The sequence below is a fragment of the Rhizobacter sp. P3_B12 genome, from assembly GCF_056402895.1.
Map to the genome: position 1 here is coordinate 1 of NZ_JBFUGN010000321.1, position 6,016 is coordinate 6,016.

The window sequence follows — 6,016 nt, forward strand, 5'->3', positions numbered from 1 at the left end:
GGCAGGATGCCCTTGATCACCGGCTCCTGCTTGGCCTTGGCCTTCTCGCGGCGCGTGATGCCGACCTCGTCGTCCGGCTCCTCGATCATCGAGTAGCTGACCTGCAGGTTCTCCAGGCGCGGGTCGTCGTGGCGCAGGCGCTCGAGCTTGTAGTTCGGCGTGTCCAGGTGCTTGTTCGGCACCAGCAGCACGGTGATGCGCTGCTTCAGCTCGATCTTCGTGATCTCGGTGCGCTTCTCGTTCAGCAGGAACGAGGTCACCTCCACCGGCACCTGCACATGCACGGCGGCGGTGTTGTCCTTCATCGACTCTTCCTGGACCATGCGCAGGATCTGCAGCGCGCTGGATTCGGTGTCGCGGATGTGGCCGGTGCCGTTGCAGCGCGGGCAGGTGATGTGGCTGCCTTCGCTCAGCGCCGGGCGCAGGCGCTGGCGCGAGAGCTCGAGCAGGCCGAACTTGCTGATCGAGCTGAACTGCACGCGGGCGCGGTCCTGGCGCAGCGCGTCGCGCAGCCGGGTCTCGACCTCGCGGCGGTTCTTCGACTCTTCCATGTCGATGAAGTCGACGACGATCAGGCCGCCCAGGTCGCGCAGCCGCATCTGGCGCGCGATCTCGTCGGCGGCTTCCAGGTTGGTGCGGGTCGCGGTTTCCTCGATGTCGCTGCCGCGCGTGGAGCGGGCCGAGTTCACGTCGACCGAGACCAGCGCCTCGGTGTGGTCGATCACGATCGCGCCGCCCGACGGCAGGTTCACCGTGCGCGAGAACGCGGTCTCGATCTGGTGCTCGATCTGGAAGCGCGAGAACAGCGGGGCGTCGTCGCGATAGCGTTTCACACGTGCGGCCGATTCCGGCATCACGTGGTTCATGAACTGCATCGCCTGGTCGTAGATGTCGTCGGTGTCGATCAGGATCTCGCCGACATCCGACGTGAAGTAGTCGCGGATCGCGCGGATCACGAGCGACGACTCCTGGTAGATCAGGAACGCACCCTTGCCGCCCTGCGAAGCGCCGTCGATGGCGGTCCACAGCTTCAGCATGTAGTTCAGGTCCCACTGCAGCTCGGCGGCGCTGCGGCCGATGCCGGCGGTGCGGGCGATCAGGCTCATGCCCTTCGGGTACTCGAGCTGGTCGAGGTTTTCCTTCAGCTCCTCGCGATCCTCGCCCTCGATGCGCCGGCTCACGCCACCGCCGCGCGGGTTGTTGGGCATCAGCACCAGGTAGCGACCGGCCAGCGAGACGAAGGTGGTGAGGGCAGCGCCCTTGTTGCCACGCTCTTCCTTCTCGACCTGGACCAGCAGCTGGTCGCCTTCGCGGATGGCGTCCTGGATGCGCGCGTTGCGCACGTCAGCGCCGTCGCGGAAGTAGTTCTTCGAGATTTCCTTGAACGGCAGGAAGCCGTGGCGGTCTTCGCCGTAGTCGACGAAGCAGGCTTCGAGCGAGGGCTCGACGCGCGTGACGACGGCCTTGTAGATGTTGCCCTTGCGTTGCTCGCGGCCTTCGATCTCGGTCTCGAAATCCAGCAGCTTCTGGCCGTCGACGATCGCGAGGCGACGCTCTTCGGGCTGCGTCGCATTGATCAGCATGCGTTTCATGTGCGCTCCTTCGCCGCCACCGCGCCGTGTTGTGCGCGAGTGGCAGCCACTCAACATGCCGCCTCTGAAACTTCAGGGGCGACTCATCGATGCACGAGAAACGTGGATGAACCGGAAGGAATCGCCCTGGACTGCGTTGACGCGGGATCGATCAGTGGATCGGCCGGTCAGGCAGCGTTGGCGCATGCGAGACAGCGGGCGCTGCGGGGCACGAGGCCGGTGTTCGAGGCTCGACCCCGGCACGGCCGGCCAGCGCAAACCCGCAGGCACGAGGCCGGGGTACGGCGCGCAAGGCACACGGTGGGCAGTGGTGGGGGGTGGGAGCCGGGAACATGTTCCGCAATGACTGCTGGGCGCGGGCAGGAGGCTGAAGACCCAGGGTCGCCGCCGGTAGGCGAGGACCCCGCTTCGATGTCTCCTGCCTGGAAACCTTTTTGACAGGGGTTCGTTCTTTGTTTCTCTGCCATGCCGGGCTGCGTGCCGCCTCGTCGCATGGGGACGGGGCCTACCGCGAGCCGGGCATGTTGCATCACCTGTTGGCCGGACCCTCGGGCCCGACCACCACCGCCGTCGTTCGTGCCGGTTCAACGCCATCGACGTTAAACTCAGAAAAATCAAACACTTACGACAACAACGTGGTGCAACGCATTATAGGGGCCAAAGCAGGTCGGCCGGCAAGCACCGCGGTGAGGGGGCCGGCCGAGGCGGCTGCGCCGGCCGTCCAGACGGTCGAGATCGATGAAGGCTCCGAGGGCCAGCGGCTCGACAACTTCCTGATCAAGCTGCTGAAGGGCGTGCCCAAGACCCACGTCTACCGCGTGATCCGTTCGGGCGAGGTGCGCGTCAACAAGGGGCGTGCCGCCGCCGACACGCGGCTGGCGATCGGTGATCGGGTGCGCGTGCCGCCGGTGCGCATGGCCGACCCGTCGGCGGTGCCGCCCGCGCCGGCGCGCGAGTTCCCCGTGGTGTTCGAGGACGAGCACCTGATCGCGCTGAACAAGCCGGCCGGCGTTGCGGTGCACGGCGGCAGCGGTGTCAGCTCCGGCGTCATCGAGCAGCTGCGCCAGGCGCGGCCGACGGCGCGCTTCCTCGAGCTGGTGCACCGGCTCGACAAGGAAACCTCCGGCCTGCTGCTGATCGCGAAGAAGCGCTCGGCGCTGGTCGCGCTGCAGGAGCAGTTCCGCAGCCGCGAGACCGGCAAGACCTATGCGGCGCTGGTGATCGGTGCCTGGCCGGCCTCGCGCAAGGTCATCGACGTGGCGCTGCACAAGTTCCTGACCGGCGAAGGCGAGCGCCGCGTGCGCGCCGTCGACGAGGACAACGAGGACGGCCGCCGCTCGATCACGCTGGTGCGCATCGCGCAGGCCTACGCCGGCTTCACGCTGCTCGACGTGACGATCAAGACCGGCCGCACGCACCAGATCCGCGTGCACCTGGCGCACGAGGGCCACCCGATCGCCGGCGACGAGAAGTACGGCGATTTCGCGGTCAACAAGGCCCTGGCGCGCGGCGAGGCGGTGCAGGGTGCGCGCTTCGAGCGCATGTTCCTGCATGCGCGGCGGCTGCGCTTCGAGCACCCCGCGAGCGGCGAGGCCATCGAACTCGAGGCGCCATTGCCGGCAGAATGCAGTGCATTCCTCCAGAGCCTGCCGTCATGACCCGCCCTCGCCAGTTCGACCTGATCGCCTTCGACTGGGACGGCACGCTGTTCGACTCGACCACGCTGATCGCGCGCTGCATCCAGGCCGCCTGCGCCGACGTGGGCACCGTGGTGCCGAGCGACAAGGATGCGAGCTACGTGATCGGCCTCGGGCTGGCCGAGGCGCTGCAGCATGCCGCGCCGGGCCTCAGCCGCGAGCTGTACCCGGCGCTCGCCGACCRCTACCGCCACCACTACTTCGCGCGCCAGCACGAGATCGTGCTGTTCCCCGGCACGCTGGAGATGCTGGCCGCGCTGAAGGCGCGCAACCACTGGTTGAGCGTGGCCACCGGCAAATCGCGCCGCGGGCTCGACGAGGCGCTGCGCACGGCCGACCTGGCCCGCCATTTCGATGCCACCCGCACCGCCGACGAAACCGCATCCAAGCCGAACCCGCAGATGCTGTTCGAGCTGATGGCCGAGCTGGACGTCGCGCCCGAGCGCACGCTGATGATCGGCGACACCACGCACGACCTGCAGATGGCGGTGAATGCCGGCGTGGCCTGCATCGGCGTCAGCTACGGGGCGCACGAACCGGCCGCCTTCGACAGCTACGCGCCGCGCTTCGTCGCGCATTCGGTGCCCGAACTGGGCGAGTGGCTGGGCCACCATGGCTGAGCCGGTGCTGCCACCGTCACGCCTGCCGCCGCTGATGCCCGAGCCGGCCGCGCGGCGCCACCTGTGCGCCGCGGCGCAACTGCCTGAGAAGGGCCAGGCGCTGGTGTTCGACGTGCTGCAATACCGCGAGCCGACGCGCGCCTTCGCGCTGCGCTTCGAGGGCCGCGTCGTCGCCTACCTGAACCGCTGCGCGCACGTGCCGGCCGAGATGGACTGGCAGCCCGGCGAGTTCCTCGACAGCGGCCGCGAATTCATCCTGTGCTCGATCCACGGTGCGGCCTACGACCCGCTGAACGGCCGCTGCGTCGCCGGGCCGTGCGGCCGCGGCAAGCTGACCGAATTGCGCGTCGAGGAAGAGGCCGGCGAGGTCTATTGGTATCCTTCGCGCGACATCCAACCCGCCTTCGAAGACTGAACGAAGGCCGCCGAAAGCCCTGCATGAATCCGCACGACGAGTTGCCCTCGCCCGACGCTGCCGCGCCTGTTCCCCCGCCTGCACCCGCCCCCGTGGTGGCCGCCGCCCCCGCCAAGCCATCGGTCGAGGAAACCGTCGAGGAACTGGCCCGCGCCTTCTTCAAGGACCGCCGCAGCGACCGCCGCTGGAAGCTGTTCTTCCGCTGGAGCTGGCTGCTGGTGTTCGCGGTCATCGCGTGGGCGCTGCTGACGGCGCGCAACCACGCGGCCACGCCGAGCGGGCCGCACACCGCGCTGATCGAGGTGCGCGGCGAGATCGCGTCCGACACCGAGGCGAGCGCCGAGCTGCTGGTCGGCGCGCTGAAGAACGCGTTCGAGGACGAGGGCGCCCAGGCCATCGTGCTGCGCATCAACTCGCCGGGCGGCAGCCCGGTGCAGGCCGGCATCATCAACGACGAGATCCGCCGGCTGAAGGCCAAGCACCAGAAGAAGGTGTACGCGGTGGTCGAGGAGACCTGCGCCTCGGGCGCTTACTACATCGCGGTCGCGGCCGACGAGATCTATGCCGACAAGGCCTCGATCGTCGGCTCGATTGGCGTGCTGATGGACGGCTTCGGCTTCACCGGCGCGATGGAGAAGCTGGGTGTCGAGCGCCGCCTGCAGACCGCGGGCGAGAACAAGGGCATCGGCGACCCATTCTCGCCGGTCAGCGAGAAGCAGCGCGCCTACACGCAGGCGATGCTCGACCAGATCCACCAGCAGTTCATCGGCGTCGTCAAGGAAGGCCGCGGCAAGCGGCTGAAGATCGGGCCGGACACCTTCAGCGGCCTGTTCTGGAACGGCCAGCAGGCGCTCGAGATGGGCCTGATCGACCACCTGGGCAACCTCGACATGGTGGCGCGCGAGGTCGTGAAGGCCGAGGAGGTGATCGACTACACGCCGCGCGACAACGTCGCCGAGCGGCTGGCCAAGCGCTTCGGCGCGTCGATCGGCGCCGGTGCGGTGCGCGCGCTGCAGAGCACGCTCAACCTGCGCTAGCGTGCCCTGAGACGGCGGCGCCTCAGACCAGCATCCCCTTCTTCTCGATGAAGGCCACCACCTCGGCGAGACCGGCGTTCGTCTTCAGGTTGCTCATCACGTAGGGCCGGTTCGGCCGCATGCGCTTCGTGTCGGCCTCCATCACCGACAGATCGGCACCGACGTGCGGCGCGAGGTCGGTCTTGTTGATCACGAACAGGTCGCTCTTCGTGATGCCGGGGCCGCCCTTGCGCGGGATCTTCTCGCCGGCCGCGACGTCGATCACGTAGATCGTCAGGTCGCTCAGCTCGGGGCTGAAGGTGGCGGCGAGGTTGTCGCCGCCGGATTCGATGAACACGATGTCGGCGTCGGGGAACTTGCCGAGCATGCGGTCGACCGCCTCCAGGTTGATCGATGYATCCTCGCGGATCGCGGTGTGCGGGCAGCCGCCGGTCTCGACGCCCATGATGCGTTCGGCCTCCAGCGCGCCGGCCACTGTCAGCAGGCGCTGGTCTTCCTTCGTGTAGATGTCGTTCGTGACGACCACGAGGTCGTAGCGCTCGCGCATCGTCTTGCACAGCATCTCGACCAGCGTGGTCTTGCCGGAGCCGACCGGCCCGCCCACGCCCACGCGCAGCGGTGGCAGTTTCTTGGTGCGGTGGGGGATGGTGTGCAG

6 protein-coding genes are annotated in these 6,016 nt (G+C 68.2%); 4 read left to right on the forward strand and 2 right to left on the reverse strand.

Going from position 1 to position 6,016, the window contains the following annotated elements; translation table 11 throughout:
• The coding region (locus AC1D01_RS17225) for an Rne/Rng family ribonuclease (RefSeq protein WP_477868335.1) at positions 1–1,592 on the reverse strand (1,592 nt) is incomplete at its 3' end.
• A gap of 638 nt (positions 1,593–2,230) precedes the next feature.
• Here AC1D01_RS17225 and AC1D01_RS17230 point away from each other — a divergent pair.
• Genes AC1D01_RS17230 through AC1D01_RS17245 form a run of 4 tightly spaced genes read left to right on the forward strand, consistent with a single transcriptional unit; the run spans position 2,231 to position 5,361 of the window.
• Positions 2,231–3,250 (forward strand): RluA family pseudouridine synthase, encoded by a 1,020-nt coding sequence (locus AC1D01_RS17230; protein ID WP_477868336.1) that lies wholly within the window; start codon positions 2,231–2,233, stop codon positions 3,248–3,250.
• Positions 3,247–3,909 carry an HAD family hydrolase gene (locus AC1D01_RS17235; protein ID WP_477868337.1) on the forward strand — a complete coding sequence of 221 codons (663 nt, stop codon included), beginning with the start codon at positions 3,247–3,249 and terminating at the stop codon, positions 3,907–3,909. Before AC1D01_RS17230 ends, AC1D01_RS17235 begins: the two co-directional genes overlap by 4 nt.
• 4 nt (positions 3,910–3,913) lie before the next feature.
• Positions 3,914–4,324 carry a Rieske (2Fe-2S) protein gene (locus AC1D01_RS17240; RefSeq protein ID WP_477868339.1) on the forward strand — a complete coding sequence of 137 codons (411 nt, stop codon included), beginning with the start codon at positions 3,914–3,916 and terminating at the stop codon, positions 4,322–4,324.
• A 23-nt stretch (positions 4,325–4,347) separates the two neighbouring features.
• Positions 4,348–5,361, forward strand: a complete 1,014-nt coding sequence (locus AC1D01_RS17245; protein ID WP_477868341.1) for a S49 family peptidase — start codon at positions 4,348–4,350, stop codon at positions 5,359–5,361.
• Between the two features lie 22 nt (positions 5,362–5,383).
• Here AC1D01_RS17245 and ureG read toward each other — a convergent pair.
• The coding region (ureG, locus tag AC1D01_RS17250; RefSeq protein ID WP_477868343.1) for an urease accessory protein UreG at positions 5,384–6,016 on the reverse strand (633 nt) is incomplete at its 5' end.

Excerpts from the sequence above, each read along its gene's own strand:
- AC1D01_RS17245 (WP_477868341.1), top strand. The coding sequence starts at position 4,348 with ATGAATCCGCACGACGAGTTGCCCTCGCCCGACGCTGCCGCGCCTGTT.